This is a genomic window from Ferdinandcohnia sp. SAFN-114 (genome assembly GCF_059415045.1).
In genome coordinates this window covers 14,319-37,483 of record NZ_JBPFDQ010000020.1, presented here as the reverse complement: position 1 = coordinate 37,483, position 23,165 = coordinate 14,319, and the positions used below count along the sequence as shown (strand labels likewise).

Here is a 23,165-nt window from a genome sequence, read left to right as displayed (position 1 = left end):
CTAAGATCACGGATGTCTACTACAAGCCCAAATAATTTTATTTACTTGTAGTTGACATCCCTCTCTTAGGGTGTTAATATATCTAAGGTGCTCCTTAAAACCTGTTACTTTGGAGGATATTTTAGATGTCTTATGAAAAAGTATCACAGGCAAAGAAGATTATTATAGGTACTAAGCAGGCAGTAAAAGCAATCCAAGCTGATATGGTAACAGAGATTGTTGTAGCAGAGGATGCTGATCGGCGTGTGATCAATAAAGTATTACAATTAGCCGAAGCACAACAAATTCCGATATCAAAGGTAGACTCGATGAAGAGGCTAGGAAAAGCATGTGGAATCGAGGTAGGAGCTTCTACTGTTGCGATAATTAATTAAAAACTGTTTTTGTGGAGGAATGAATCTACAAGAACTTTGTTTTTTGTAAAAAAATGAACCACCTGGATATGTGGTCTTGATGAAAGAAGAAGGGAGGAAACAAATAATGCCTACAATTAACCAATTAATTCGTAAGGGTCGCGAAAGCAAAGTTCAAAAATCCGACTCTCCAGCATTAAATAAAGGTTACAACAGCTTCAAAAAGTCACAAACTAATGCAACTTCACCTCAAAAGCGTGGTGTTTGTACACGTGTTGGTACTATGACTCCTAAGAAGCCAAACTCAGCACTTCGTAAGTATGCTCGTGTACGTTTAACGAACGGAATTGAGGTTACTGCTTACATCCCAGGAATTGGTCACAACTTACAAGAGCACAGTGTTGTACTAATTCGTGGTGGACGTGTTAAGGACTTACCAGGGGTACGTTATCACATCGTTCGTGGTGCACTTGACACTGCTGGTGTTAATAACCGTATGCAAGGTCGTTCTAAATATGGTACTAAGAGACCAAAAGCAGCTAAGAAATAATAGACTAACATATTTAAGATTGAAAGGAGGAAATATTAATGCCTCGTAAAGGACCTGTTACTAAAAGAGATGTATTACCAGATCCAATTTATAATTCTAAGCTTGTAACTCGCTTAATCAACAAAATGATGGTTGATGGAAAAAGAGGTAAATCACAAGCGATTTTATATAATGCGTTTGAACTAGTTCAACAACGTTCAGGTAAAGATGCTATGGAAGTGTTTGAACAAGCACTTAAAAACATCATGCCTGTACTAGAAGTAAGAGCACGTCGTGTAGGTGGTGCAAACTATCAAGTTCCTGTTGAAGTTCGCCCTGACCGTCGTACTACTCTAGGTTTACGTTGGTTAGTAAACTACGCTCGTCTTCGTGGAGAAAAAACAATGGAAGAGCGTTTAGCTAACGAAATTCTTGATGCAGCTAACAACTCTGGTGCATCAGTTAAGAAACGTGAAGATACTCACAAAATGGCAGAAGCAAATAAAGCATTTGCTCACTACCGTTGGTAATAATTTGATTCAGCTTTTGCTGGATTAAATTATAACTACGATAAAGGCCTTTAAATTAAACAGCTCTGTTAAGTAGATTAACAGAGCCATTCTTACAATAAAAAAATCATACTTAAACATTAGGAAGGAGAAAGACCCAAATGGCAAGAGAGTTCTCCTTAGAAAAGACTCGTAATATTGGTATCATGGCTCACATTGATGCTGGTAAAACAACAACAACTGAGCGTATCCTTTATTATACTGGTAAAATTCATAAAATCGGTGAAACACATGAAGGTGCTTCACAAATGGACTGGATGGAGCAAGAACAAGAACGTGGTATTACGATTACTTCTGCAGCAACTACTGCACAATGGAAGAATCACCGCGTTAACATCATCGACACACCAGGACACGTAGACTTCACAGTTGAGGTTGAACGTTCACTTCGTGTACTTGATGGTGCTGTAACAGTTCTTGATGCACAATCAGGAGTTGAGCCTCAAACTGAAACTGTTTGGAGACAAGCTACAACTTATGGTGTTCCACGTATTGTATTCGTAAACAAAATGGACAAGATTGGTGCTGACTTCTTATACTCTGTTAGCACATTGCATGATCGCCTTCAAGCGAATGCACATCCAATCCAATTACCAATTGGTGCAGAAGATCAATTCAGAGGTATCATTGACCTTGTTGAAATGAATGCAACATTTTATGGTAATGACCTAGGTACTGATATCGAAGTAGGTGAAATTCCTGAAGAATATCAAGACCAAGCAAACGAATATCGCGAAAAGCTTGTAGAAGCAGTTGCGGAATTAGATGAAGATTTGATGGAAAGATACCTTGGTGGAGAAGAAATCTCTAACGAGGAATTACGTGCAGCTATTCGTACAGCTACACTTAAGGTAGAATTCTACCCGGTAACATGTGGTACTGCGTTCAAGAACAAAGGTGTTCAAAAAGTACTTGATGCGGTTATCGATTACCTACCTGCTCCAACAGATGTTGCATCTATCCAAGGTCACCTGCCAGATACAGGTGAAGAAGTTGAACGTCATTCAGACGACAGTGAGCCATTCTCAGCTCTTGCGTTTAAAGTAATGACTGACCCATTTGTTGGTAAATTAACATTCTTCCGTGTATATTCAGGTACATTAAATTCTGGATCATATGTACAAAACTCAACTAAAGGCAAGCGTGAGCGTATCGGTCGTATCCTTCAAATGCATGCGAATAGCCGTCAGGAAATTTCAACTGTTTTTGCAGGGGATATTGCTGCAGCTGTAGGATTAAAAGATACTACAACTGGTGATACATTATGTGATGAGAAAGATTTAGTAATTCTTGAATCTATGACTTTCCCAGAACCAGTTATTCAACTTTCAGTTGAGCCAAAATCAAAAGCTGACCAAGATAAAATGTCTACAGCTTTACAAAAACTTCAAGAAGAAGATCCAACATTTAGAGCACATACTGATCAAGAAACAGGTCAAACGATCATCGCAGGTATGGGTGAGTTACACTTAGACATCCTAGTAGATCGTATGAAGCGTGAATTCAAAGTAGAAGCTAATGTTGGTGCTCCACAAGTTGCTTACCGTGAAACTTTCCGTCAATCTGCACAGGTTGAAGGTAAATTCGCTCGTCAATCTGGTGGACGCGGACAATACGGACACGTTTGGATCGAGTTCTCACCGAACGAAGAAGGTAAAGGTTTTGAATTTGAAAACGCAATTGTTGGTGGGGTAGTTCCACGTGAATATATTCCTGCTGTACAAGCTGGTCTTGAAGACGCTCTTGATAGAGGGGTTTTAGCCGGTTATCCATTAGTTGATATTAAAGCTAAACTTTATGATGGTTCATACCATGATGTTGACTCAAGTGAAATGGCGTTTAAAATTGCCGCTTCAATGGCACTTAAGAACGCTGCATCAAAATGTCAGCCTGTAATTCTTGAACCTGTTATGAGGGTTGAAGTTGTTATTCCTGAGGAATACATGGGAGACATTATGGGTGGTATCACATCTCGTCGTGGACGTGTTGAAGGTATGGAAGCACGCGGTAATGCGCAAGTAGTACGTGCGATGGTTCCACTATCTGAAATGTTTGGTTATGCTACTTCTTTACGTTCAAACACACAAGGTCGTGGGGTATTCACAATGCACTTCGATCATTATGAAGAAGTACCAAAATCAATTTCTGAAGAAATTATCAAAAAAAATAAAGGTGAATAATTGATTTTCGCCTTTACATCAAGTATAACTACTTATGTAGGCCTCGAAAGTGGGACAAACTCACTTTCGGGATATCATACTTAATATAAAAATAACTAATACTTAAGGAGGCTTTTCAAATGGGAAAAGAGAAATTTGACCGTTCGAAACCACATGCTAATATTGGTACAATTGGACACGTTGACCATGGTAAAACAACTTTAACAGCAGCTATTACAGCTGTTCTTGCTAAAAGAAGCGGTAAAGGTACTGCAATGGCTTATGATCAAATCGATGGTGCTCCAGAAGAGCGTGAGCGTGGAATCACAATCTCAACTGCACACGTTGAGTATGAAACTGACAACCGTCACTATGCACACGTTGACTGCCCAGGACACGCTGACTATGTTAAGAACATGATCACTGGTGCTGCTCAAATGGACGGCGGTATCCTAGTTGTTTCTGCAGCTGACGGCCCAATGCCACAAACTCGTGAACACATCCTTCTTTCTCGTCAAGTAGGTGTACCTTACCTTGTTGTATTCATGAACAAATGTGACATGGTAGACGACGAAGAATTATTAGAATTAGTAGAAATGGAAGTACGTGACCTTCTTTCTGAATATGAATTCCCTGGTGACGACATTCCTGTAATCAAAGGTTCTGCTCTTAAAGCTCTTGAAGGAGAAGCTGAGTGGGAAGAAAAAATTATCGAATTAATGGCAGCTGTTGACGAGTATGTTCCAACTCCAACTCGTGACACTGAAAAGCCATTCATGATGCCAGTTGAGGATGTATTCTCAATCACTGGTCGTGGTACAGTTGCTACAGGTCGTGTTGAGCGTGGACAAGTTAAAGTTGGTGACGTAGTAGAAATCATCGGTTTAACTGAAGAACCAAAATCAACAACTGTAACAGGTGTTGAAATGTTCCGTAAGCTTCTTGATTATGCTGAAGCTGGTGACAACATCGGTGCACTACTTCGTGGTGTTGCTCGTGAAGAAATCCAACGTGGTCAAGTACTTGCTAAGCCAGGTACAATCAAGCCACACACAAAGTTCAAAGCTGAAGTTTACGTATTATCAAAAGAAGAAGGTGGACGTCACACTCCATTCTTCTCAAACTACCGTCCTCAGTTCTACTTCCGTACAACTGATGTAACTGGAATTTGTAATCTTCCAGAAGGTGTAGAAATGGTAATGCCTGGCGACAACATCGAAATGACTGTTGAACTAATCGCTCCAGTTGCGATCGAAGAAGGAACTAAGTTCTCTATTCGTGAAGGTGGACGTACAGTAGGCGCTGGCGTTGTTGCTTCAATCCAAGAGTAATAATTCCAATATGTTTAGAAAACAGGCGGATGATTCCGCCTGTTTTTTTGTGAAATATATTCTATATATAATAGAAGAAACTCACAGCAGATTAGTTTCCAAAATCTAACGTAAAAATATATTGGGACTTTTGTTGAAATGTATACTGATGGTGTGTATAATTGAAAAAGTGCGAAAGACATGCATAAAACAAAGATTTATGTTGCATTTCGTATTTGGTTTCTGTATAATAGTCAATGTTGGTCTTTGACTGCGATGATGTGGAAGGTTGCTGATACACCCGGCCGCTTTGCCATGGCGAGTGTAAGGAAATTTCCACGGAGAAGGTCTATTTTAAAAGTAGGCGATAAAGGAGGGAAAATAATGGCAAAACAAAAAATTCGTATTCGTTTAAAAGCTTATGATCACAGAATTCTTGATCAATCTGCAGAAAAAATCGTAGAAACAGCAAAACGTTCTGGAGCAGCTGTATCTGGTCCAATACCACTTCCAACTGAGAAGTCTGTTTATACGATTCTTCGTGCTGTTCACAAGTATAAAGATTCTCGTGAACAATTCGAAATGCGTACACATAAACGCTTAATCGACATCGTTAACCCAACACCACAAACTGTTGATTCATTAATGCGTTTGGATTTACCATCTGGTGTTGACATTGAAATTAAACTTTAATTTTAAACTGAAATAAATTGTAAATATATTAGGAGGTGTGACTAATGACCAAAGGAATCTTAGGAAGAAAAATTGGTATGACTCAAGTATTTGTAGGTAACGGTGAGCTTATCCCTGTAACTGTAATCGAAGCTTCTCCGAACGTAGTTCTTCAAAAGAAATCAGTTGAAACTGATGGATATGAAGCTGTTCAAATCGGTTTTGATGATAAGAGAGAAAAGCTTTCAAACAAACCTGAAAAGGGTCATGCTGCAAAAGCAAATACTGCACCTAAGCGCTTCGTACGTGAATTACGTGGAGTTAACTTAGATGAGTTTGAAGTTGGTCAGGAAGTCAAAGTTGATATCTTCGCAGAGGGAGATATTGTAGATGTAACAGGAATTTCAAAAGGTAAAGGATTCCAAGGTGCGATCAAGCGCCACGGACAATCTCGCGGACCTATGAGTCACGGTTCACGTTATCACCGTCGTCCTGGTTCAATGGGACCTGTAGCTCCAAACCGTGTATTCAAAAACAAACTTCTACCTGGTCGTATGGGTGGGGACCGTATCACAGTACAAAACTTAGAGATCGTGAAAGTAGATACAGAACGTAATCTTCTTCTAGTAAAAGGTAATGTACCTGGTGCGAGAAAATCAGTTATTACAGTAAAAAGTGCTGTAAAAGTAAAATAATTTACTAGGAAAGGAGGACATTTGAATGCCTAAAGTATCATTGTATAACCAATCCGGTTCAGCTGTAGGAGAAATCGAATTAAACGATTCTGTATTCGGTGTTGAACCAAATAAACAAGTATTATTCGATGCAGTAATTATGCAAAGAGCTTCCTTACGTCAAGGAACTCACAAAACAAAAATCCGTTCTGAAGTAGCTGGCGGAGGACGTAAACCATGGCGTCAAAAGGGTACTGGTCGTGCTCGTCAAGGTTCTATTCGTTCACCACAATGGCGTGGCGGTGGAACAGTATTTGGTCCAACTCCAAGAAGCTATAGCTACAAATTACCTAAAAAAGTACGCCGTTTAGCGATCAAATCAGCATTATCTACTAAGGTGTTAGAGGAAAACATTCTAGTATTAGACAATCTAGTATTAGAAACTCCTAAAACAAAAGAAATGGTTGCGGTACTGAAAGGATTAAACGTTGATCGTAAAGCGTTAATCGTAACTGCAGATGCAAACGAAGCAGTAGAACTTTCAGCACGTAACATTCCTGGAGTAACAGTTGTTGTTGCAAATGGAGTAAATGTTCTTGATGTTCTTAACCATGATAAGCTTGTGATTACTAAAGCTGCGGTGGAAAAAGTAGAGGAGGTGCTCGCATAATGAAAGATCCTCGTGATATTATTAAGAGCCCTGTTATTACTGAACGTTCATCAGACCTTATGGCTGAAAAAAAATACACATTTGATGTTGACGTGAAAGCTAATAAAACCGAAGTTAAAGATGCTATTGAGCAAATTTTCGGTGTGACAGTTGAAAAAGTAAACATCATGAACTACAAAGGTAAGTTCAAGCGTGTAGGACGTTACAGTGGATATACAAATCGTCGCAGAAAAGCAATCGTTAAGTTAACTGCAGATAGCAAAGAAATCGAATTCTTTGAAGTTTAATTTTATAGAGAAGGAGGGAAATAGAGATGGCGATTAAAAAATATAAACCAACCTCTAACGGTCGTCGTGGTATGACAACATTAGACTTCGCTGAAATCACTACTGACAGACCAGAGAAATCATTACTTGCGCCTTTACACAAAAAAGGTGGACGTAATAACCAAGGTAAAATCACAGTACGTCATCAAGCTGGCGGACATAAGCGTCAATATCGTGTAATTGACTTTAAACGCGATAAAGATGGTATACCAGGACGCGTTGTTACGATCGAATATGATCCAAACCGTTCAGCAAATATTGCTTTAATTAACTATGCAGATGGAGAAAAACGTTACATTCTTGCTCCTAAAAACCTAAAAGTAGGTATGGAGGTAGTGTCAGGATCAGACGCTGACATCAAAGTAGGTAATGCACTTCCATTAGTTAACATTCCAGTAGGTACAGTAATCCACAACATCGAATTAAAGCCTGGTAAAGGTGGACAATTAGTTCGTTCAGCTGGAACTTCTGCACAAGTACTTGGTAAAGAAGGTAAATATGTTCTAGTTCGTTTGAATTCAGGTGAAGTTCGCATGATTCTAGCTACTTGCCGCGCGACAGTAGGTCAAGTTGGTAACGAACAACATGAACTAGTTAACATTGGTAAAGCAGGTCGTTCACGCTGGTTAGGTAAACGCCCAACAGTTCGTGGATCTGTTATGAACCCTAACGATCACCCACACGGTGGTGGTGAAGGTAAAGCACCAATCGGACGTAAGTCACCTATGACTCCATGGGGTAAACCAACTCTTGGATTCAAGACTCGTAAGAAGAAAAACAAATCAGATAAATTTATCGTACGTCGTCGTAAAAAATAACGGGATTGTGCTACGGTTCATCGGAACCGTAGGTCAATCACGAAGGGAGGTTCACTTATGGGACGCAGTTTGAAAAAAGGACCTTTTGTAGATGACCACTTAATGAAAAAGGTTGAAAATCAAAATGGATCTGAGAAGAAACAAGTTATTAAAACTTGGTCACGTCGTTCAACGATTTTCCCTCAATTCATCGGTCATACAATTGCGGTATATGATGGTCGTAAACATGTACCAGTCTATGTTACTGAAGATATGGTAGGTCATAAACTTGGTGAATTCGCACCAACTCGTACTTACAAAGGCCACGCAAGTGACGATAAGAAAACAAGACGTTAATGAGAGGAGGATTATCTATGCAAGCTAAAGCTGTTGCGAGAACAGTTCGTATTGCTCCTCGTAAAGTTCGTTTAGTAGCAGATTTAATTCGAGGCAAGCAAGTAGGTGAAGCAATCGCGATCCTACGACACACACCAAAGGCTGCTTCTCCTGTTGTAGAAAAGGTATTAAATTCTGCGATTGCGAATGCAGAGCATAACTACGAAATGGATGCTAATAACTTAGTTATTACTGAAGCATATGTAAATGAAGGTCCAACATTAAAAAGATTCCGTCCAAGAGCTATGGGACGTGCTAGTCAGATCAATAAGCGCACTAGCCACATTACAATCGTGGTATCAGAAAAGAAGGAGGGATAAGTAGTGGGTCAAAAAGTTAATCCAGTCGGACTGCGTGTCGGCATCATTCGTGATTGGGAGTCAAAATGGTACGCAGGTAAAGACTATGCAGATTTATTACATGAAGACCTTAAAGTTCGCGAATATATCGCAAAACGTTTAAGTGATGCTTCTGTATCAAAAATTGAGATCGAACGTGCAGCTAATCGTATTAACGTTACTGTCCATACTGCAAAACCAGGTATGGTTATTGGTAAAGGTGGTACTGAAGTTGAAGCACTTCGTAAAGCATTAAACCAATTAACTGGCAAGAGAGTACACATCAACATCCTTGAAATCAAAAAAGCTGATGTTGACGCAACTCTAGTAGCTGAAAATATTGCTCGTCAATTAGAAAATCGTGTTTCATTCCGTCGTGCACAAAAGCAAGCTATCCAACGTGCTATGCGTGCTGGTGCTCAAGGTATCAAGACACAAACTTCAGGTCGTTTAGGCGGAGCTGATATCGCTCGTGCAGAACACTACAGTGAAGGTACAGTTCCACTTCATACACTTCGTGCAGATATCGACTATGGTACTGCTGAAGCTGATACAACTTATGGAAAGATCGGCGTAAAAGTATGGATCTATCGTGGAGAAGTCCTTCCTACTAAGAAGAAGACTGTGGAAGGAGGAAAATAATATGTTATTACCAAAACGTGTTAAATACCGCAGAGAACACCGTGGAAAGATGCGTGGTCAAGCAAAAGGTGGTACTGAAGTACATTTCGGAGAATACGGTTTACAAGCTCAAGAAGCATCTTGGATTACAAACCGTCAAATCGAAGCTGCTCGTATCGCGATGACACGTTATATGAAACGTGGCGGTAAAGTTTGGATTAAAATTTTCCCATCAAAACCATATACAGCAAAACCTCTAGAAGTACGTATGGGTTCCGGTAAAGGTGCTCCTGAAGGATGGGTAGCTGTTGTTAAACCTGGTAAAGTTATGTTTGAAATTGCTGGTGTATCTGAAGAGATCGCTCGTGAAGCTCTACGCCTAGCATCTCATAAGCTACCAGTTAAAACTAAGTTCGTAAAACGTGAAGAAATTGGTGGTGAATCAAATGAAAGCTAATGAAATCCGTGACCTTACCACTGCCGAAATAGAACAAAAAGTAAAATCATTAAAAGAAGAGTTATTTAACCTTCGCTTTCAATTAGCTACTGGCCAACTTGAGAATACTGCACGTATTCGTGAAGTACGTAAATCAATCGCTCGTATGAAGACAGTAGTCCGCGAAAGAGAAATCGGTCGTAAATAATCGATAACCAGGAAGGAGGTCTACGATAGTGAGTGAACGTAACCAACGTAAAGTCTACACTGGACGTGTTGTATCTGACAAAATGGATAAAACAGTAACTGTTCTAGTAGAAACCTATAAGAAACATTCTCTTTACGGTAAACGCGTAAAGTATTCTAAAAAATTCAAAGCACATGATGAAAACAATGTTGCGAAAATCGGCGACATCGTTAGAATTATGGAGACTCGCCCATTATCTGCTACAAAACGCTTCCGTCTTGTTGAAGTAGTAGAAAAAGCAGTTATTATCTAAATATATATTGTTCGGATCAATCAATAATCCGAAGGGAGGTTTCATGAATGATTCAACAAGAAACTCGTTTGAAAGTTGCTGACAATTCTGGAGCACGTGAAGTACTAACTATTAAAGTATTAGGTGGTTCAGGTCGTAAAACAGCAAATATTGGTGATGTTATCGTATGTACAGTAAAACAAGCAACACCAGGTGGCGTTGTTAAAAAAGGTGATGTTGTTAAAGCTGTAATCGTACGTACTAAGCGTGGTGTGCGTCGTAATGACGGTACTTACATCCGTTTTGACGAAAATGCCTGCGTTATAATCCGTGATGACAAGAGTCCACGTGGAACTCGTATCTTCGGTCCTGTGGCACGTGAATTACGTGATAGCAACTTTATGAAAATTGTTTCATTAGCTCCAGAAGTATTATAATTCGAAATCGACTAGCCTTTAAGGAGGTGCGAAATAGATGCATGTAAAAAAGGGTGACAAGGTACAGGTTATTTCAGGTAAAGATAAAGGTAAACAAGGTGTGATCCTTGAAAGCTACCCTAAGAAAGACCGTGTTCTTGTAGAAGGCGTTAATATCGTAAAGAAACACTCAAAACCGTCTCAAGTGAATCCACAAGGTGGAATCATTAGCCAAGAGGCACCTATTCATGTATCAAATGTAATGCCATTAGATCCTAAATCTGGTACTCCAACACGTGTTGGTTACAAAGATGTTGATGGCAAAAAGGTACGTGTAGCAAAAAAATCTGGTGAAGTTTTAGATAAATAGTAAACAAAGAAAGGAGGTACTTACATGAACCGCCTAAAAGAAAAATTTCAAAAAGAAATTACACCTGCTCTAATGAGCAAGTTTAACTATAAGTCTGTTATGCAGGTTCCGAAAGTAGAAAAAATCGTGATCAACATGGGTGTTGGTGACGCAGTTCAAAACTCTAAAGTATTAGATAACGCAGTAGAGGAGTTAGCAGCTCTAAGTGGTCAAAAGCCAGTTGTAACTAGAGCTAAGAAATCTATCGCTGGTTTCCGTCTTCGTGAAGGTATGCCAATCGGTGCTAAAGTTACATTACGTGGTGAACGTATGTATGATTTCTTAGATAAGCTTGTTTCTATCTCACTTCCTCGTGTACGTGACTTCCGTGGTGTATCAAAGAAATCTTTTGATGGCCGTGGTAACTACACTTTAGGTGTAAAAGAACAATTAATTTTCCCTGAAATTGATTACGATAAAGTAAGTAAAGTTCGTGGTATGGATATCGTTATCGTAACAACTGCAAATACTGACGAAGAAGCTCGTGAGTTATTAACAGCGTTCGGTATGCCGTTCCAAAAGTAAAGGAGGCGAAAACGTGGCTAAGAAATCAATGATTGCGAAACAAAAACGCACACAGAAATTTAAAGTACAAGAGTACACTCGTTGCGAACGTTGCGGCCGTCCACACTCTGTATTACGTAAATTTAAATTATGCCGTATTTGTTTCCGTGAACTAGCTTATAAGGGTCAAATTCCTGGTGTAAAAAAAGCAAGTTGGTAAACCCCGAATTGGGAAGGAGGTAAAAATACTATGGTGATGACAGATCCAATTGCAGATATGCTTACTCGCATCCGAAATGCGAACATGGTTCGTCATGAGAAACTTGAAATCCCTGCATCTAATATCAAAAGGGAAATCGCCGAAATTCTAAAGCGTGAAGGTTTCGTTCGTGACGTTGAATATATTGAGGATGATAAACAAGGTATTATCCGTATCTTCTTAAAGTACGGTGCAAACAATGAGCGCGTAATTACTGGTCTTAAGCGTATTAGTAAGCCTGGTCTACGTGTTTATGCAAAATCTAACGAAGTACCACGTGTGTTAAACGGTTTAGGAATCGCGATCGTTTCAACTTCACAAGGTGTGTTAACTGATAAAGAAGCTCGTCAAAAGCAAGCCGGCGGAGAAGTATTAGCTTACGTTTGGTAATAGCTTGAAAAGAATGGAGGTGTAGTACATGTCACGTATTGGTAAAAAACCAATCGAAATACCATCAGGTGTTACTGTAACATTCAACGGTAATACTGCTACTGTTAAGGGACCAAAGGGCGAGTTAACTCGTGCTTTCCATCCTGATATGCAAATCAATGTTGAAGAGAACGTAATTAACGTTACTCGCCCAACTGATAATAAAGAACACCGTGCTCTTCACGGTACAACTCGTAGTCTTTTAGGGAACATGGTTGAAGGTGTATCCAAAGGTTATGAAAGAGGTTTAGAGCTAATCGGGGTCGGATACCGTGCTCAAAAATCTGGTAACAAACTTGTTCTAAACGTTGGATATTCTCATCCAGTGGAAATCGTTCCAGAGGCTGGTGTAGAAATCGATGTACCTTCTAACACAAAGATCGTTGTTAAAGGTATCGATAAAGAACGTGTTGGAGCGTTAGCTGCTAATATTCGTGGTGTACGTCCGCCTGAGCCTTATAAAGGAAAAGGTATTCGCTACGAAGGTGAATTTGTACGTCGTAAGGAAGGTAAAACTGCGAAGTAAGCCTTTTTAGGTAAAAGAAAGGAGAGACGTAAATGATTACGAAACAGGATAAAAATGCAGTTCGTAGAAAAAGACATGCTCGTGTTCGTTCTCGTGTTTCAGGAACTGCTACTCGTCCTCGCCTAAATGTGTTCCGCTCAAATAAACACATTTACGCTCAATTAATCGATGATGTGAACTCAGTAACAATCGCAAGTGCTTCTACATTAGATAAAGAACTTTCTGTTGAAGGTGCTGGTAACGTAGATGCAGCTACAAAGGTTGGAGAACTAGTTGCAAAACGCGGAATTGAAAAAGGAATCAAAGAGGTTGTATTCGACCGCGGAGGTTACCTATATCACGGACGTGTTAAAGCACTAGCAGATGCTGCTCGTGAAGCTGGATTACAATTTTAATAAAAAAGGAGGGACATTATAGATGCGTCGCATTGATCCAAATAAATTAGAACTTGAAGAACGCGTAGTTACCGTTAACCGTGTAGCTAAAGTTGTTAAAGGTGGTCGTCGTTTCCGCTTTGCAGCACTAGTTGTTGTCGGTGATAAGAACGGACATGTTGGTTTTGGAACTGGTAAAGCTCAAGAAGTTCCAGATGCAATTCGTAAAGCAATTGAAGATGCTAAAAAGAATCTTGTTTCTGTACCAATGGTTGGAACAACAATTCCTCACCAAGTAATTGGTCAGTTTGGAGCAGGTGAAGTACTATTAAAACCTGCATCTGAAGGTACTGGAGTTATCGCTGGTGGACCAGTTCGTGCGGTATTAGAACTTGCTGGTATCGGTGATATCCTTTCTAAATCATTAGGAACAAATACTCCTGTAAATATGATTCGTGCTACAATAGAAGGATTAACTCAATTAAAGCGTGCTGAAGAAGTAGCTAAGTTACGTGGTAAATCAGTAGAAGAACTGTTAGGATAGGAGGGAAAACACATGTCAAAGAAATTAGAAATCACCCTCACTCGCAGTGTCATTGGACGTCCTGAAGACCAACGTGTAACTGTTCGTACTCTTGGATTGAAAAAATTACATCAAACTGTTGTTCATGATGATAATGCTGCGATTCGCGGTATGATTAATAAAGTTGCTCACCTAGTTACGGTTAAAGAACAATAATCGAATTTTTTTCTGAAATAAGGAGGTGCCCAAATGAAACTTCATGAATTACAACCGGCTGAAGGTTCTCGTAAAACACGTAATCGTGTAGGACGTGGAACTGGTTCAGGTAATGGTAAAACATCTGGTAAAGGTCATAAAGGTCAAAAAGCGCGTTCTGGTGGCGGTGTTCGTCCTGGATTTGAAGGTGGTCAAACCCCTCTATTCCAACGCTTACCAAAACGTGGTTTTACAAACATCAATCGCAAAGACTTTGCAATTGTTAACCTAGAAACATTAAACCGTTTCGAAGACGGAACAGAAGTTACACCTGAACTTTTAATTGAAACTGGCGTTGTAAGTAAACTTAATGCTGGTGTTAAGATCCTTGGAAAAGGTACTCTTGACAAAAAGCTAACAGTTAGAGCTCACAAATTCTCCTCTACTGCTCAACAAGCTATTGAAGCTGCTGGCGGAAAAACTGAGGTGATTTAATGTTTCAAACAATCTCCAATTTTATGCGCGTTGGTGATATAAGAAACAAGATTATATTCACCTTACTAATGTTAGTAGTATTTCGAATCGGCACCTTTATTCCAGTACCAAATGTAAATGCCGATGTTTTAAAAGCGACTGATAGCAATACAGCGTTTGGCCTTTTAAATACATTTGGTGGTGGAGCATTGTTTAACTTCTCAATCCTTGCAATGGGGATCATGCCTTACATTACTGCTTCAATTATTATTCAATTGTTGCAAATGGACGTTGTTCCTAAATTTACGGAATGGTCTAAGCAAGGAGAAGTTGGACGTCGTAAATTGGCACAATTTACTCGTTATGGCACGATCGTGCTCGGTTTTATCCAAGCATTAGGTATGTCATACGGTTTTAACAATATGTCAAACGGGATGTTAATTGAAAATCCAAACATAGGTACTTACCTGCTAATTGCTGTAGTTCTTACTGCCGGAACAGCATTTTTAATGTGGTTAGGTGAACAGATTACAGCTAAAGGTGTTGGTAACGGAATTTCAATTATTATCTTTGCTGGTATTGTTGCCGGAATTCCTACGGCTGTAAATCAATACTATGTACAACAGTTTGAAGATGCTGGAGACCAATTATTCTTACGTATCATTACTGTTGTATTATTGTTAATTGCCGTTATAGCTGTGGTTGTAGGTGTAATATTCGTACAACAAGCTTTACGAAAAATTCCAATCCAATATGCAAAGCGATTAGCTGCTAATAGCCCGGTTGGAGGTCACTCTACTCATTTACCTTTAAAAGTAAATGCGGCTGGTGTTATTCCTGTAATCTTTGCAGTTTCCTTCATTATTACACCACCAACGATTGCTTCGTTCTTTGGTCCTAATGCGGTAACTGAATGGATTCAAAAATATTTTGATTATACTCAGCCTGTTGGGATGATCATATATATTGCACTAATCATTGCGTTCACATATTTCTATACATTTGTTCAAGTTAATCCTGAGCAAATGGCTGATAATTTAAAAAAGCAAGGCGGTTATATTCCAGGGATTCGCCCAGGAAGAAATACGCAAGAGTATGTAACGAAAATTCTATATCGATTAACATTTGTTGGTTCTATTTTCTTAGCAGCTATTTCTGTTCTTCCTGTATTCTTTATAAAATTTGCGAATTTACCGGAGTCTTTACAAATTGGTGGAACGAGCTTGCTCATCGTTATCGGTGTTGCACTCGAGACAATGAAGCAACTTGAAAGTCAACTTGTAAAACGCCATTATAAAGGATTTATCAAATAAGGTACTGGGAATACAATTCCCAGCACCTCTAAGATAAAGAGGCTGAGGGGGCAAATCACTTGAACTTAGTATTAATGGGGCTTCCGGGTGCTGGTAAAGGTACTCAAGCTGAAAAAATCGTAGAAAAGTACAATATCCCTCATATCTCTACGGGAGATATGTTCCGTGCTGCAATAAAAGATGGAACAGAACTAGGGCTTCAGGCAAAGTCTTTTATGGATAAAGGTGAGCTTGTTCCTGATGAAGTTACGATCGGAATTGTCCGTGAACGATTAAGCAAAGATGATTGCAATAATGGTTTCTTACTTGATGGATTTCCACGTACAGTTCCACAAGCAGAAGCACTTGAGACAATTCTTACTGATCTCGATAAAAAGATTGATTATGTAATTAACATTGAAGTCAATTCTGAAATCTTACTTGAGAGATTAACTGGTCGACGAATTTGTAAGGAATGTGGTTCTACTTACCACTTAGTATTTAACCCACCGGCTCAGGAGGGTAAATGTGATAAATGTGGCGGTGAACTTTATCAACGTGCAGATGATAATGCGGAAACTGTTGGAACTCGTCTACAAGTAAATATCGAGCAGTCAAAGCCACTTCTTGACTTTTATCAGGAAAAGGGATATCTTCGCAATATCAATGGGCAACAAGAAATAAACAAAGTTTTTGGTGATGTAGAGGAGCTTCTTGGGGGATTACAATAGATGATTATTTGCAAGTCACCAAGGGAAATCGAAATTATGCGCGAGGCTGGAAAGATCGTCGCATTGACGCACCAAGAACTACAACAATATATTACTCCAGGGATTTCTACGAAAGAACTGGATACAATTGCTGAAAAGTTTATTCGTGGATTTGATGCAATTCCTTCTTTTAAAGGGTATAATGGTTTTCGCGGTAGTATCTGTACCTCTGTTAATGAAGAGTTGGTGCATGGTTTGCCAGGTGATCGCGTTTTACAAGATGGAGATATTATTAGTATCGATATCGGGGCGCAATACAATGGCTATCATGGTGACTCAGCTTGGACATATCCTGTAGGTACGATTCATAAGGAAAATCAAAAACTTCTTAGTGTAACCGAAGAATCCCTTTATCGAGGATTAGAGGAAGCAAAACCTGGTGTGCGTCTTTCAAATATTTCTCATGCAATCCAAGTTTATGTCGAAGCGAACAATTTCTCGATCGTTCGAGAATATGTTGGTCACGGTGTGGGCAAAGAATTACATGAGGAGCCGCAAATTCCACATTATGGTCCTCCTAATAAAGGACCACGTTTAAAACCAGGAATGGTACTTGCCGTTGAACCGATGGTAAATGCAGGTAGTCGATACGTGAAGACGTTAGCAGATAACTGGACTGTTGTAACAGTCGATGGCAAAACGTGTGCGCATTTTGAACATACGATTGCTATTACAGAAACAGGGTATGAGATCTTAACAAAATTGTAAGGCACAAACCCTATTCATTAGAATAACATTCATCTAATTTTTGATTACGTATCTCCGGAAGTTCAGAGCAGTATTAAGGAAACTGGTCGATGGCAAACGTAAAGCAATGTTAGTGTGTATCGAGTTTGTCAATGAGCAAGTTACTGATTTGAAGAAGGGAGAACATTCCAATGGCGAAAGACGATGTAATTGAAGTTGAAGGTACTGTTGCTGAAACATTACCTAATGCAATGTTTAAAGTTGAATTAGAGAATGGTCATACTGTTTTGGCCCATGTTTCTGGTAAAATTCGCATGCACTTTATTCGTATTTTACCCGGAGACAAGGTAACGGTTGAATTATCACCTTATGACTTGACTCGCGGTAGGATTACGTACCGTTTTAAATAAATGCGCTCCGAACTATCAAGGAGGTTTGAAAAATGAAAGTGAGACCATCAGTAAAACCTATCTGCGAAAAGTGTAAAGTTATTCGTAGAAAAGGTAAAGTAATGGTAATTTGTGAAAACCCAAAACATAAACAAAAACAAGGCTAATTAATAAGGAGGTGTACGTCTAAATGGCACGTATTGCTGGTGTTGATATTCCGCGTGAAAAACGTGTGGTTATATCTTTAACATATATTTTTGGAATCGGACGTCCAACTGCACAAAAAATTCTTGCAGAAGCTGGTGTTTCTGAAGATACTCGCGTTCGCGATCTTACTGAAGACGAATTAAACAAGATTCGTGACATCGTTGACCGCTACAAAGTAGAAGGTGACCTTCGTCGTGAAGTTTCACTTAACATCAAACGTTTAATCGAAATTGGTTCTTACCGTGGTCTACGTCATCGTCGTGGATTACCTGTAAGAGGTCAAAATACAAAAAATAACGCTCGTACACGTAAAGGACCTCGTCGTACTGTAGCAAACAAGAAGAAATAGTAAGGGAGGTAATGGATAATGGCACGTAAAACGAATACTCGTAAACGTCGTGTAAAAAAGAATATTGAATCTGGTGTTGCACACATCCGTTCAACATTCAACAATACGATCGTAACAATTACAGATGCACACGGAAATGCAATTTCTTGGTCAAGTGCTGGTGCTCTTGGTTTCAAAGGTTCACGTAAGTCTACTCCATTTGCTGCACAAATGGCTGCTGAAACAGCTGCTAAAGCATCAATGGAACATGGTATGAGAACTCTTGAAGTAACTGTAAAAGGCCCTGGTGCAGGACGTGAAGCTGCAATTCGTGCTCTTCAAGCTGCTGGTCTTGAAGTTACAGCTATTAAAGATGTTACTCCAGTACCACATAACGGATGTCGCCCACCAAAACGTCGTCGTGTATAACATAATTACAAATACGACAAGACATATTTGATCTTTTTCTGTATAAGATTTTTTATCCATGGCTATAATGGATTAATGGGTTTTGATAAACTTTTTTACTGTGTAAGGAAGCTTCAAATACTTTCTTATCTTATAAGTGTAACAAAGGCGTGAGTGAGTATTTCTTGCAAATCGCCGTGTTTTCTTTATAAGTTCTTTACAGAATAATCGAGTTGTTGTGCACAGTTAGGGAACTTAACTTTTGGGAATTTCGGTTAGACGTCTTTGATCATGGTCTAGCCGAGGTTTCGACGTTTTGAAGGAGGGTTTATAAATGATCGAAATTGAAAAACCAAAAATCGAAACGGTTGAAATCAGCGAAGATGCCAATTATGGTAAATTCGTCGTCGAGCCACTTGAGCGTGGATATGGAACAACTTTGGGTAACTCCTTACGTCGTATCCTATTATCTTCTCTCCCTGGTGCCGCTGTTACGTCTATCCAAATAGATGGGGTACTGCATGAGTTCTCAACAATCGAAGGCGTCGTCGAAGATGTAACATCTATTATCTTAAATGTGAAGAAATTAGCTCTTAAAATCTACTCAGATGATGAGAAGACTCTTGAGATTGATGTTCAAGGTGAAGGTCCAGTTAAAGCTTCTGACATCACGCATGACAGTGATGTTGAAATCTTAAACCCAGATCTACACATTGCAACACTTGCTAAGGATGCACATTTTCGTGTGAGATTAACTGCAAAGCGCGGACGAGGATATTCTCCAGCTGATGCAAACAAGCGTGATGATCGACCAATCGGTGTTATTCCGATTGACTCCATCTATACACCAGTTGCACGTGTTAATTACCAAGTGGAAAATACACGTGTTGGACAGGTCGCGAACTTTGACAAACTGACTTTTGATGTTTGGACAGACGGCAGTACTGGTCCGAAAGAAGCGATTGCACTAGGTGCGAAAATCCTAACAGAACATTTAAATATTTTTGTAGGATTAACAGATGAAGCTCAAAATGCAGAAATTATGGTTGAAAAAGAAGAGGATCAAAAAGAGAAAGTCCTCGAGATGACAATTGAAGAATTGGATCTCTCAGTTCGTTCATATAACTGCTTAAAGAGAGCAGGAATTAATACGGTTCAAGAGCTTGCTCATAAAACTGAAGAAGATATGATGAAGGTACGTAACCTTGGTCGTAAATCTTTAGAAGAAGTTAAGGCTAAACTAGAAGAGCTTGGTTTAGGCTTACGTAAAGATGACTGACTCGGTTTGAATTATGCGAATTAGAGGCATCTTTCTCATCACGAAAGTCTATTGTTACAAGAGCCTAGTTATCTAATGCTTTGTCTTTCATAATAATTCAACAAAGGAGGGAATACCTCATGTCATACCAAAAACTAGGACGTACAAGCGCGCAACGTAAGGCGTTATTACGTGACCTTACTACTGACTTAATCATCAACGAGCGTATCGAAACAACTGAAGCTCGCGCGAAGGAATTAAAATCAGTTGTAGAAAAAATGATTACATTAGGTAAGCGTGGTGACCTTCACGCTCGTCGTCAAGCTGCATCTTATATCCGTAATGAAGTAGCAAACGAAGAGACTGGTCAAGATGCGCTACAAAAATTATTCAGTGACATCGCAACTCGCTATGAAGAGCGTCAAGGTGGATACACTCGTATCATGAAAATCGGACCTCGTCGTGGTGACGGTGCTCCAATGGTTATCATTGAATTAGTTTAATTTTATTTTTCTTTTAAGGGCGGGACAGTTTTTCAAACTGGTCTAAGCCCTTTTTATTTTACATTCATTATTTTTCGAAAAAGATAGAATTATCTATAAATAGTATACTACAATCCTATTTGAACGTACTATGTATAGCGCTTTTCCTAAAAGTTAGGAATAATGCGTTCTAATTCCCTTGACAGATAAGGAAGAAACGAATAATTTTTAAGGTAGTAAGTTGGATTAAGAAATAATATTATTTCTATGGAAATAATTTTATATAGCGATTAGATTAAATAAAATTAAGACGTCTGCGAATGGCGTGGATTTTTAAATGAGTGTTTTCGAGCAATACCAAGAAGTTTTAGGCGATATTCGCCTAGCGTATTTGATAAGAAGGTAGAGGGGGATGAGAATGGGCGAGAACCTTTTAGTCGTTGACCAGATAAGCTATCAATATGCAGAAAATGCTAGCCCCGCACTAGAAAATCTATCATTCTCTGTTCAAAAAGGAGAGTGGCTTGCGATTGTAGGTCATAACGGTTCTGGAAAATCAACCCTAGCACGTATTCTCAATGGGTTATTGTTACCTCAAACCGGTGCAGTAACAATTGAAGGAGTACAGCTAAATGAAGATTCAATTTGGGATTTTCGAAGGAAGATTGGGATGGTCTTTCAAAATCCAGATAATCAGTTCGTTGGAACAACTGTACAAGATGATATTGCTTTTGGAATGGAAAACAACGGGATCCCACGAGAAACGATGGCTTCACGAATTGAAAGAGTTATTGATATGGTTAATATGAGGGATTTTCTAGAACATGAACCGCACCAACTCTCAGGTGGTCAAAAACAGCGAGTTGCAATTGCTGGTGTTCTTGCTGTTCAACCAGATTTAATCATCTTGGATGAGGCAACCTCTATGTTAGATCCAATCGGTCGTACAGAGGTTCTAGAAACAATAAGAGAAATTAAAAATGAAAGTCAGATTACAGTTATGTCAATTACCCATGACTTAGAGGAAGCAGCAAGAGCCGATCGAATTATAGTAATGAACCAGGGGCAATTGTTCGCAGAAGGGAAACCTGAAGAGATTTTTGCGTTAGATGATAAGCTTGTAGAAATAGGTTTGGATTTACCCTTTTCTGTAAAAGTATCTAAAAAACTACGAGCAATCGGTGTTCCGCTCTCTAAGAATCATATAACAGAAGAAGGCTTGGTGGATGAGTTATGGACATTACAATTGAAAATTTAGAACATCGCTATCAGATTCGTTCACCATTTGAAATGCTAGCCTTATATGATGTTAATGCACATATCAAATCTGGTTCATACACCGCTATAATCGGTCATACGGGTTCTGGAAAATCAACCATCCTCCAGCATTTAAATGGACTCTTGCAGCCAACCTCAGGATCAATCACCATTGGAGAACGAACAATTAGTTCCAAACAAAAAGAAAAAAAACTTAAGTCATTACGCAAGAACGTTGGGGTTGTATTCCAATTTCCCGAACATCAACTTTTTGAGGAAACGGTTGAGAAAGATATTTGCTTTGGACCGCTGAACTTTGGGGTACCATTAGAAGAAGCTAAGAAAAGAGCTAGACAAACCATAAAAATGGTCGGTCTATCTGATGAATACTTAATGAAGTCACCCTTTGATTTAAGTGGGGGACAAATGCGGCGAGTTGCGATCGCAGGAATATTGGCAATGAACCCACAGGTTTTGGTCTTGGACGAGCCTACTGCCGGGCTAGACCCAAGGGGGCGGTTTGAGATTATGGAGATGTTTTACAAACTTCATAAAGAAAACGGTCTAACAACAGTTCTTGTAACCCATAGTATGGAAGATGCATCCCGTTACGCTGATCAAATACTTGTCATGGAAAAAGGAACGATAAAATTCCAAGGAAGTCCTGTAGAGATATTCTCAAAACCTGAACAAGTTCTTCATTTAGGATTAGATGTCCCTGAGGCAGTTAGATTAAAAGGACTGCTCGAAGAAAAGTTAGGAATTGAAATTCCGCGAGCAGCTAGTCTGTCGGTAGATGAAATTGTTCAATATGTAGGAAATGCCCTTAAAGATAAGGGGGTCCTGAAATGAACATTATTATAGGTCGTTATATACCTGCACATTCTCTGATTCACCAAATGGATCCTAGAGCAAAGCTATTATTAATTTTTTTCTATGTGTTTATCGTCTTTTTAGCTAATTCAGTTCTTACCTATGTACTATTAGGGATTTATACCTTAGGAATTGTATTACTAACAAAGGTTCAATTACGCTACATTTTGTCGGGATTAAAACCAATTTTGTGGGTTATTCTCTTTACATTTATCCTTCATATTTTTTTAACTAAAGAAGGAGACTTATTAGTCGACTTTGGTTGGCTACAAATTTATGAAGGTGGCGTAACACAAGGGATTTTTATTTCGTTACGGCTATTATATTTAATTATTATGACTACAATATTAACATTAACAAGTACTCCGATTGAAATCACTGATGGCATGGAAAGCTTATTAGCACCATTTAAAAAAATCGGCCTCCCTACACATGAGCTTGCGTTAATGATGTCGATTTCACTTCGATTTATTCCGACATTAATGCAAGAAACAGAGAAAATCATGAAGGCACAAGCTGCAAGAGGGGTCGAATTTACGAGTGGACCGATAAAAGATCGCATGAAGGCGGTTGTTCCTTTATTAATTCCGTTGTTTATAAGTTCATTTAAACGGGCAGAAGAACTGGCTATTGCGATGGAAGCAAGGGGTTATCGTGGCGGAGAAGGACGTACAAAATTACGAGTGCTACAGTGGCGAGGCCTCGATACACTTATGTTAGTCTTACTATTTGCAATGGCAGTGGTTTTATTTTTACTACGAGGATAATGAGGAGAA

General features: G+C 39.2%; 38 protein-coding genes. All 38 read left to right on the top strand.

What is annotated here, in order from left to right; all coding sequences use genetic code 11:
- Positions 1 to 125: 125 nt before the first annotated feature.
- The 38 genes from ACR65M_RS08685 to ACR65M_RS08500 all read left to right on the top strand — a co-directional run bounded on the left by ACR65M_RS08685 (position 126) and on the right by ACR65M_RS08500 (position 23,156).
- Entirely contained in the window at positions 126 to 374 is a 249-nt protein-coding gene (locus tag ACR65M_RS08685) for a 50S ribosomal protein L7ae-like protein (protein WP_121448801.1), read from the top strand.
- A 106-nt stretch (positions 375 to 480) separates the two neighbouring features.
- Positions 481 to 903: a 30S ribosomal protein S12 gene (gene rpsL, locus ACR65M_RS08680; RefSeq protein WP_099352736.1), complete on the top strand. Its 423-nt coding sequence runs from the start codon at positions 481 to 483 to the stop codon at positions 901 to 903.
- Positions 904 to 941: 38 nt separating this feature from the next.
- Entirely contained in the window at positions 942 to 1,412 is a 471-nt protein-coding gene (gene rpsG, locus ACR65M_RS08675) for a 30S ribosomal protein S7 (RefSeq protein WP_121448800.1), read from the top strand.
- Between the two features lie 140 nt (positions 1,413 to 1,552).
- Positions 1,553 to 3,631, top strand: a complete 2,079-nt coding sequence (fusA, locus tag ACR65M_RS08670; RefSeq protein ID WP_341329618.1) for an elongation factor G — start codon at positions 1,553 to 1,555, stop codon at positions 3,629 to 3,631.
- 119 nt (positions 3,632 to 3,750) lie between these two features.
- The gene (gene tuf, locus ACR65M_RS08665) at positions 3,751 to 4,941 is read left to right on the top strand and encodes an elongation factor Tu (protein ID WP_341329619.1); all 1,191 of its coding nucleotides are present in this window, start codon (positions 3,751 to 3,753) and stop codon (positions 4,939 to 4,941) included.
- Positions 4,942 to 5,304: 363 nt separating this feature from the next.
- A complete protein-coding gene (gene rpsJ / locus ACR65M_RS08660; protein WP_003354783.1) occupies positions 5,305 to 5,613 on the top strand; it encodes a 30S ribosomal protein S10 in 309 nt (102 codons plus the stop codon).
- A 44-nt stretch (positions 5,614 to 5,657) separates the two neighbouring features.
- Complete coding sequence (rplC, locus tag ACR65M_RS08655; RefSeq protein ID WP_121448797.1) at positions 5,658 to 6,287, top strand: 50S ribosomal protein L3; 630 nt, start codon at positions 5,658 to 5,660, stop codon at positions 6,285 to 6,287.
- A gap of 25 nt (positions 6,288 to 6,312) precedes the next feature.
- Positions 6,313 to 6,936: a 50S ribosomal protein L4 gene (gene rplD, locus ACR65M_RS08650; protein WP_121448796.1), complete on the top strand. Its 624-nt coding sequence runs from the start codon at positions 6,313 to 6,315 to the stop codon at positions 6,934 to 6,936.
- Positions 6,936 to 7,223: a 50S ribosomal protein L23 gene (rplW, locus tag ACR65M_RS08645; protein WP_099352742.1), complete on the top strand. Its 288-nt coding sequence runs from the start codon at positions 6,936 to 6,938 to the stop codon at positions 7,221 to 7,223. The genes rplD and rplW overlap by 1 nt, the downstream gene beginning before the upstream one ends.
- A gap of 26 nt (positions 7,224 to 7,249) precedes the next feature.
- Entirely contained in the window at positions 7,250 to 8,080 is an 831-nt protein-coding gene (gene rplB / locus ACR65M_RS08640) for a 50S ribosomal protein L2 (protein WP_341329620.1), read from the top strand.
- Positions 8,081 to 8,137: 57 nt separating this feature from the next.
- Entirely contained in the window at positions 8,138 to 8,416 is a 279-nt protein-coding gene (rpsS, locus tag ACR65M_RS08635; RefSeq protein WP_121448794.1) for a 30S ribosomal protein S19, read from the top strand.
- A gap of 17 nt (positions 8,417 to 8,433) precedes the next feature.
- The gene (rplV, locus tag ACR65M_RS08630; protein WP_010285059.1) at positions 8,434 to 8,775 is read left to right on the top strand and encodes a 50S ribosomal protein L22; all 342 of its coding nucleotides are present in this window, start codon (positions 8,434 to 8,436) and stop codon (positions 8,773 to 8,775) included.
- Between the two features lie 3 nt (positions 8,776 to 8,778).
- Positions 8,779 to 9,435, top strand: coding sequence for a 30S ribosomal protein S3 (gene rpsC / locus ACR65M_RS08625; RefSeq protein ID WP_121448793.1), 657 nt, complete (start codon positions 8,779 to 8,781; stop codon positions 9,433 to 9,435).
- Position 9,436: 1 nt separating this feature from the next.
- On the top strand, positions 9,437 to 9,871 hold the full coding sequence (rplP, locus tag ACR65M_RS08620; RefSeq protein WP_010285062.1) for a 50S ribosomal protein L16: 435 nt from the start codon (positions 9,437 to 9,439) through the stop codon (positions 9,869 to 9,871).
- Positions 9,861 to 10,058 carry a 50S ribosomal protein L29 gene (gene rpmC / locus ACR65M_RS08615; RefSeq protein ID WP_010285065.1) on the top strand — a complete coding sequence of 66 codons (198 nt, stop codon included), beginning with the start codon at positions 9,861 to 9,863 and terminating at the stop codon, positions 10,056 to 10,058. Before rplP ends, rpmC begins: the two co-directional genes overlap by 11 nt.
- Before the next feature lie 28 nt (positions 10,059 to 10,086).
- A complete protein-coding gene (gene rpsQ, locus ACR65M_RS08610; protein ID WP_341329621.1) occupies positions 10,087 to 10,350 on the top strand; it encodes a 30S ribosomal protein S17 in 264 nt (87 codons plus the stop codon).
- Between the two features lie 47 nt (positions 10,351 to 10,397).
- Entirely contained in the window at positions 10,398 to 10,766 is a 369-nt protein-coding gene (rplN, locus tag ACR65M_RS08605; protein WP_058000134.1) for a 50S ribosomal protein L14, read from the top strand.
- 37 nt (positions 10,767 to 10,803) lie between these two features.
- Positions 10,804 to 11,115: a 50S ribosomal protein L24 gene (gene rplX, locus ACR65M_RS08600; RefSeq protein ID WP_341329622.1), complete on the top strand. Its 312-nt coding sequence runs from the start codon at positions 10,804 to 10,806 to the stop codon at positions 11,113 to 11,115.
- Positions 11,116 to 11,139: 24 nt separating this feature from the next.
- On the top strand, positions 11,140 to 11,679 hold the full coding sequence (gene rplE / locus ACR65M_RS08595) for a 50S ribosomal protein L5 (RefSeq protein ID WP_099352749.1): 540 nt from the start codon (positions 11,140 to 11,142) through the stop codon (positions 11,677 to 11,679).
- A 13-nt stretch (positions 11,680 to 11,692) separates the two neighbouring features.
- Complete coding sequence (rpsN, locus tag ACR65M_RS08590) at positions 11,693 to 11,878, top strand: 30S ribosomal protein S14 (RefSeq protein WP_010285078.1); 186 nt, start codon at positions 11,693 to 11,695, stop codon at positions 11,876 to 11,878.
- A 30-nt stretch (positions 11,879 to 11,908) separates the two neighbouring features.
- A complete protein-coding gene (gene rpsH, locus ACR65M_RS08585; RefSeq protein ID WP_099352750.1) occupies positions 11,909 to 12,307 on the top strand; it encodes a 30S ribosomal protein S8 in 399 nt (132 codons plus the stop codon).
- A 28-nt stretch (positions 12,308 to 12,335) separates the two neighbouring features.
- A complete protein-coding gene (gene rplF, locus ACR65M_RS08580) occupies positions 12,336 to 12,872 on the top strand; it encodes a 50S ribosomal protein L6 (protein ID WP_121448792.1) in 537 nt (178 codons plus the stop codon).
- A 32-nt stretch (positions 12,873 to 12,904) separates the two neighbouring features.
- Positions 12,905 to 13,267 (top strand): 50S ribosomal protein L18, encoded by a 363-nt coding sequence (gene rplR / locus ACR65M_RS08575; RefSeq protein ID WP_099364827.1) that lies wholly within the window; start codon positions 12,905 to 12,907, stop codon positions 13,265 to 13,267.
- Between the two features lie 22 nt (positions 13,268 to 13,289).
- Positions 13,290 to 13,790, top strand: coding sequence for a 30S ribosomal protein S5 (gene rpsE, locus ACR65M_RS08570; protein WP_121448791.1), 501 nt, complete (start codon positions 13,290 to 13,292; stop codon positions 13,788 to 13,790).
- Between the two features lie 12 nt (positions 13,791 to 13,802).
- On the top strand, positions 13,803 to 13,985 hold the full coding sequence (rpmD, locus tag ACR65M_RS08565; protein WP_010285086.1) for a 50S ribosomal protein L30: 183 nt from the start codon (positions 13,803 to 13,805) through the stop codon (positions 13,983 to 13,985).
- A 33-nt stretch (positions 13,986 to 14,018) separates the two neighbouring features.
- Positions 14,019 to 14,459, top strand: coding sequence for a 50S ribosomal protein L15 (gene rplO / locus ACR65M_RS08560; protein WP_099352754.1), 441 nt, complete (start codon positions 14,019 to 14,021; stop codon positions 14,457 to 14,459).
- A complete protein-coding gene (secY, locus tag ACR65M_RS08555; protein WP_121448790.1) occupies positions 14,459 to 15,751 on the top strand; it encodes a preprotein translocase subunit SecY in 1,293 nt (430 codons plus the stop codon). Before rplO ends, secY begins: the two co-directional genes overlap by 1 nt.
- A 59-nt stretch (positions 15,752 to 15,810) precedes the next feature.
- Complete coding sequence (locus tag ACR65M_RS08550; RefSeq protein ID WP_341329623.1) at positions 15,811 to 16,461, top strand: adenylate kinase; 651 nt, start codon at positions 15,811 to 15,813, stop codon at positions 16,459 to 16,461.
- Positions 16,462 to 17,208, top strand: a complete 747-nt coding sequence (gene map / locus ACR65M_RS08545) for a type I methionyl aminopeptidase (protein ID WP_341329624.1) — start codon at positions 16,462 to 16,464, stop codon at positions 17,206 to 17,208.
- A gap of 170 nt (positions 17,209 to 17,378) precedes the next feature.
- The gene (infA, locus tag ACR65M_RS08540; RefSeq protein WP_010285101.1) at positions 17,379 to 17,597 is read left to right on the top strand and encodes a translation initiation factor IF-1; all 219 of its coding nucleotides are present in this window, start codon (positions 17,379 to 17,381) and stop codon (positions 17,595 to 17,597) included.
- A 32-nt stretch (positions 17,598 to 17,629) separates the two neighbouring features.
- The gene (rpmJ, locus tag ACR65M_RS08535) at positions 17,630 to 17,743 is read left to right on the top strand and encodes a 50S ribosomal protein L36 (protein ID WP_003156543.1); all 114 of its coding nucleotides are present in this window, start codon (positions 17,630 to 17,632) and stop codon (positions 17,741 to 17,743) included.
- Between the two features lie 23 nt (positions 17,744 to 17,766).
- Positions 17,767 to 18,132 carry a 30S ribosomal protein S13 gene (gene rpsM, locus ACR65M_RS08530; protein ID WP_010285107.1) on the top strand — a complete coding sequence of 122 codons (366 nt, stop codon included), beginning with the start codon at positions 17,767 to 17,769 and terminating at the stop codon, positions 18,130 to 18,132.
- A gap of 18 nt (positions 18,133 to 18,150) precedes the next feature.
- A complete protein-coding gene (gene rpsK, locus ACR65M_RS08525; RefSeq protein ID WP_099352759.1) occupies positions 18,151 to 18,540 on the top strand; it encodes a 30S ribosomal protein S11 in 390 nt (129 codons plus the stop codon).
- 313 nt (positions 18,541 to 18,853) lie between these two features.
- A complete protein-coding gene (locus ACR65M_RS08520; RefSeq protein WP_099352760.1) occupies positions 18,854 to 19,798 on the top strand; it encodes a DNA-directed RNA polymerase subunit alpha in 945 nt (314 codons plus the stop codon).
- Between the two features lie 119 nt (positions 19,799 to 19,917).
- Complete coding sequence (rplQ, locus tag ACR65M_RS08515; RefSeq protein ID WP_099352761.1) at positions 19,918 to 20,280, top strand: 50S ribosomal protein L17; 363 nt, start codon at positions 19,918 to 19,920, stop codon at positions 20,278 to 20,280.
- Between the two features lie 397 nt (positions 20,281 to 20,677).
- Positions 20,678 to 21,517 (top strand): energy-coupling factor ABC transporter ATP-binding protein, encoded by an 840-nt coding sequence (locus ACR65M_RS08510; protein ID WP_341329625.1) that lies wholly within the window; start codon positions 20,678 to 20,680, stop codon positions 21,515 to 21,517.
- The gene (locus ACR65M_RS08505; protein WP_341329626.1) at positions 21,493 to 22,368 is read left to right on the top strand and encodes an energy-coupling factor ABC transporter ATP-binding protein; all 876 of its coding nucleotides are present in this window, start codon (positions 21,493 to 21,495) and stop codon (positions 22,366 to 22,368) included. The genes ACR65M_RS08510 and ACR65M_RS08505 overlap by 25 nt, the downstream gene beginning before the upstream one ends.
- On the top strand, positions 22,365 to 23,156 hold the full coding sequence (locus ACR65M_RS08500; protein ID WP_341329627.1) for an energy-coupling factor transporter transmembrane component T family protein: 792 nt from the start codon (positions 22,365 to 22,367) through the stop codon (positions 23,154 to 23,156). The genes ACR65M_RS08505 and ACR65M_RS08500 overlap by 4 nt, the downstream gene beginning before the upstream one ends.
- Positions 23,157 to 23,165: the final 9 nt, after the last annotated feature.

Excerpts from the sequence above, each read along its gene's own strand:
- fusA (WP_341329618.1), top strand. The coding sequence starts at position 1,553 with ATGGCAAGAGAGTTCTCCTTAGAAAAGACTCGTAATATTGGTATCATG.
- rpsE (WP_121448791.1), top strand. The coding sequence starts at position 13,290 with ATGCGTCGCATTGATCCAAATAAATTAGAACTTGAAGAACGCGTAGTT.
- ACR65M_RS08520 (WP_099352760.1), top strand. The coding sequence starts at position 18,854 with ATGATCGAAATTGAAAAACCAAAAATCGAAACGGTTGAAATCAGCGAA.
- rplF (WP_121448792.1), top strand. The coding sequence starts at position 12,336 with ATGTCACGTATTGGTAAAAAACCAATCGAAATACCATCAGGTGTTACT.
- secY (WP_121448790.1), top strand. The coding sequence starts at position 14,459 with ATGTTTCAAACAATCTCCAATTTTATGCGCGTTGGTGATATAAGAAAC.
- rplW (WP_099352742.1), top strand. The coding sequence starts at position 6,936 with ATGAAAGATCCTCGTGATATTATTAAGAGCCCTGTTATTACTGAACGT.
- rpsH (WP_099352750.1), top strand. The coding sequence starts at position 11,909 with ATGGTGATGACAGATCCAATTGCAGATATGCTTACTCGCATCCGAAAT.
- rplP (WP_010285062.1), top strand. The coding sequence starts at position 9,437 with ATGTTATTACCAAAACGTGTTAAATACCGCAGAGAACACCGTGGAAAG.
- ACR65M_RS08505 (WP_341329626.1), top strand. The coding sequence starts at position 21,493 with ATGGACATTACAATTGAAAATTTAGAACATCGCTATCAGATTCGTTCA.
- rplB (WP_341329620.1), top strand. The coding sequence starts at position 7,250 with ATGGCGATTAAAAAATATAAACCAACCTCTAACGGTCGTCGTGGTATG.
- infA (WP_010285101.1), top strand. The coding sequence starts at position 17,379 with ATGGCGAAAGACGATGTAATTGAAGTTGAAGGTACTGTTGCTGAAACA.
- rpsG (WP_121448800.1), top strand. The coding sequence starts at position 942 with ATGCCTCGTAAAGGACCTGTTACTAAAAGAGATGTATTACCAGATCCA.
- rplN (WP_058000134.1), top strand. The coding sequence starts at position 10,398 with ATGATTCAACAAGAAACTCGTTTGAAAGTTGCTGACAATTCTGGAGCA.
- rplD (WP_121448796.1), top strand. The coding sequence starts at position 6,313 with ATGCCTAAAGTATCATTGTATAACCAATCCGGTTCAGCTGTAGGAGAA.
- rplR (WP_099364827.1), top strand. The coding sequence starts at position 12,905 with ATGATTACGAAACAGGATAAAAATGCAGTTCGTAGAAAAAGACATGCT.
- rplX (WP_341329622.1), top strand. The coding sequence starts at position 10,804 with ATGCATGTAAAAAAGGGTGACAAGGTACAGGTTATTTCAGGTAAAGAT.
- rplE (WP_099352749.1), top strand. The coding sequence starts at position 11,140 with ATGAACCGCCTAAAAGAAAAATTTCAAAAAGAAATTACACCTGCTCTA.
- tuf (WP_341329619.1), top strand. The coding sequence starts at position 3,751 with ATGGGAAAAGAGAAATTTGACCGTTCGAAACCACATGCTAATATTGGT.
- rpsJ (WP_003354783.1), top strand. The coding sequence starts at position 5,305 with ATGGCAAAACAAAAAATTCGTATTCGTTTAAAAGCTTATGATCACAGA.
- rpmD (WP_010285086.1), top strand. The coding sequence starts at position 13,803 with ATGTCAAAGAAATTAGAAATCACCCTCACTCGCAGTGTCATTGGACGT.
- ACR65M_RS08510 (WP_341329625.1), top strand. The coding sequence starts at position 20,678 with ATGGGCGAGAACCTTTTAGTCGTTGACCAGATAAGCTATCAATATGCA.
- rplC (WP_121448797.1), top strand. The coding sequence starts at position 5,658 with ATGACCAAAGGAATCTTAGGAAGAAAAATTGGTATGACTCAAGTATTT.
- rplV (WP_010285059.1), top strand. The coding sequence starts at position 8,434 with ATGCAAGCTAAAGCTGTTGCGAGAACAGTTCGTATTGCTCCTCGTAAA.
- ACR65M_RS08500 (WP_341329627.1), top strand. The coding sequence starts at position 22,365 with ATGAACATTATTATAGGTCGTTATATACCTGCACATTCTCTGATTCAC.
- rplQ (WP_099352761.1), top strand. The coding sequence starts at position 19,918 with ATGTCATACCAAAAACTAGGACGTACAAGCGCGCAACGTAAGGCGTTA.
- rpsK (WP_099352759.1), top strand. The coding sequence starts at position 18,151 with ATGGCACGTAAAACGAATACTCGTAAACGTCGTGTAAAAAAGAATATT.
- rpsM (WP_010285107.1), top strand. The coding sequence starts at position 17,767 with ATGGCACGTATTGCTGGTGTTGATATTCCGCGTGAAAAACGTGTGGTT.
- rpmC (WP_010285065.1), top strand. The coding sequence starts at position 9,861 with ATGAAAGCTAATGAAATCCGTGACCTTACCACTGCCGAAATAGAACAA.
- rpsL (WP_099352736.1), top strand. The coding sequence starts at position 481 with ATGCCTACAATTAACCAATTAATTCGTAAGGGTCGCGAAAGCAAAGTT.
- ACR65M_RS08685 (WP_121448801.1), top strand. The coding sequence starts at position 126 with ATGTCTTATGAAAAAGTATCACAGGCAAAGAAGATTATTATAGGTACT.
- rplO (WP_099352754.1), top strand. The coding sequence starts at position 14,019 with ATGAAACTTCATGAATTACAACCGGCTGAAGGTTCTCGTAAAACACGT.
- rpsS (WP_121448794.1), top strand. The coding sequence starts at position 8,138 with ATGGGACGCAGTTTGAAAAAAGGACCTTTTGTAGATGACCACTTAATG.
- rpmJ (WP_003156543.1), top strand. The coding sequence starts at position 17,630 with ATGAAAGTGAGACCATCAGTAAAACCTATCTGCGAAAAGTGTAAAGTT.
- map (WP_341329624.1), top strand. The coding sequence starts at position 16,462 with ATGATTATTTGCAAGTCACCAAGGGAAATCGAAATTATGCGCGAGGCT.